The following is a 1,499-nucleotide window of genomic DNA, read 5'->3' on the forward strand; positions in this document are numbered from 1 at the left end:
CGATTCTATACAGATCAGACCTTGGCTACCGAGATCACGGACTTGACCGTATCACCGACTGCCACGACTACTTACTATGTAACTGTGGAAGGCGACGGAGTCTGCGAAAACGCTCCGGGTACAGCGGCTGAGTTGACGGTGACGGTAAATCCTGTGGCAACTGATGCGGATATCAATATCAGTGACGCAGTGACCCAATGCGAAGGAGAGGATGTGGTATTAATACCGAGTTCTTCTGTCGGCAATGCCGTCTTCACCTGGTATTTTGATGCAGCGAAGACTTCAGTAATCAGTACGGGTACCGTGTCAGGTGTCAGCTATGCCTTGACAGGTGACGGTTCCTTGACGATCAGCGGCTTGGCAGCAGGAAGCACCAGCACCTATTATGTGACAGTCACCGGCGATGGTGTTTGCGAAAATGAGACCGGGAAAGCAGTAAGCGTGACTATCACCAATAGCCTGGAAGCTCCGGAGTTTGTTGAAGATGAGATAGAAGTGTGCGGCTCAGGCGACGATGTGACCTTTGAGATCAGCAATGCGGTAGGAGGCCTGACCTACATGGTATATGATGCAGCAGCAGGGGGCAATGAGATAACTACCGGTATTCAGATATCCGGCAATCAGATTATCCTTGAATCTGTAACTGCCGACCAAGAATACTTTGTGGGAGTGATGGGTGGATCAGGCTGTGAAAGCATGACACGAACACGCATTGCGGTAGTGGTAGTGCCACCGGCGACTGCAGCAGACATCACCGCAACTGGCGGCACGATCTGCGAAGGCGAGAGCTTCACGCTATCCGCAACTTCAGCTACCGTAGTCAACCCGATCTTCAGATTCTATACAGATCAGACCTTGGCTACCGAGATCACGGACTTGACCGTATCACCGACTGCCACTACTACTTACTATGTGACTGTGGAAGGCGACGGAGTCTGCGAAAACGCTCCGGGTACAGCAGCTGAGTTGACCGTGACGGTAAATCCATTGCCTGATGCACCAATGGTAGCAAATACCTCGGTGACTATTACAGAAGGCTTTGCCACCCAGCTATCAGCTTCTGCTCCTTCAGGATCTACTGTGGTGTGGTATAATGAGTCCAATAGTGAACTTACAACTGGGCCTACTTATACTACTCCGGTTTTATCAGTTGGCACCTATACATATTATGTTTCATCACGAGATGACATAACCGGCTGTGAAAGTGCAGTTAGAGAGATGATTACTGTAGTCGTCATTCCGGCAAACCCTGTCGATGACTGTACGATAGCCAACGGTCAGACTGTGGGTACTGACGGGCTGTTGTGTCTGCTATGTTTTGCGACAGATGCGCAGCAGGCAGTGGACGGGAATTCGGCCACAGCATCCAGATTGACAGTTCCGGTAGGACTGCTAGGTTCTATCTATCAGACCTTGTCTTTCCCTACGCAAGGAGCGGCTGGAGATTCAGTACGGATCGATCTGGGCATTCCGGGAGGTTTGGCAGACGTGAATCTTCT

1 protein-coding gene is annotated in these 1,499 nt (G+C 50.8%); it reads left to right on the plus strand.

The genetic code is table 11. The features are described from left to right. Positions 1–1,499 (plus strand): immunoglobulin domain-containing protein (locus G460_RS23290; protein WP_026953654.1); only part of this gene is annotated, 1,499 nt, incomplete at both ends.

The sequence above is a fragment of the Algoriphagus vanfongensis DSM 17529 genome, assembly GCF_000429465.1.
Taxonomy (GTDB): Bacteria; Bacteroidota; Bacteroidia; order Cytophagales; family Cyclobacteriaceae; genus Algoriphagus; species Algoriphagus vanfongensis.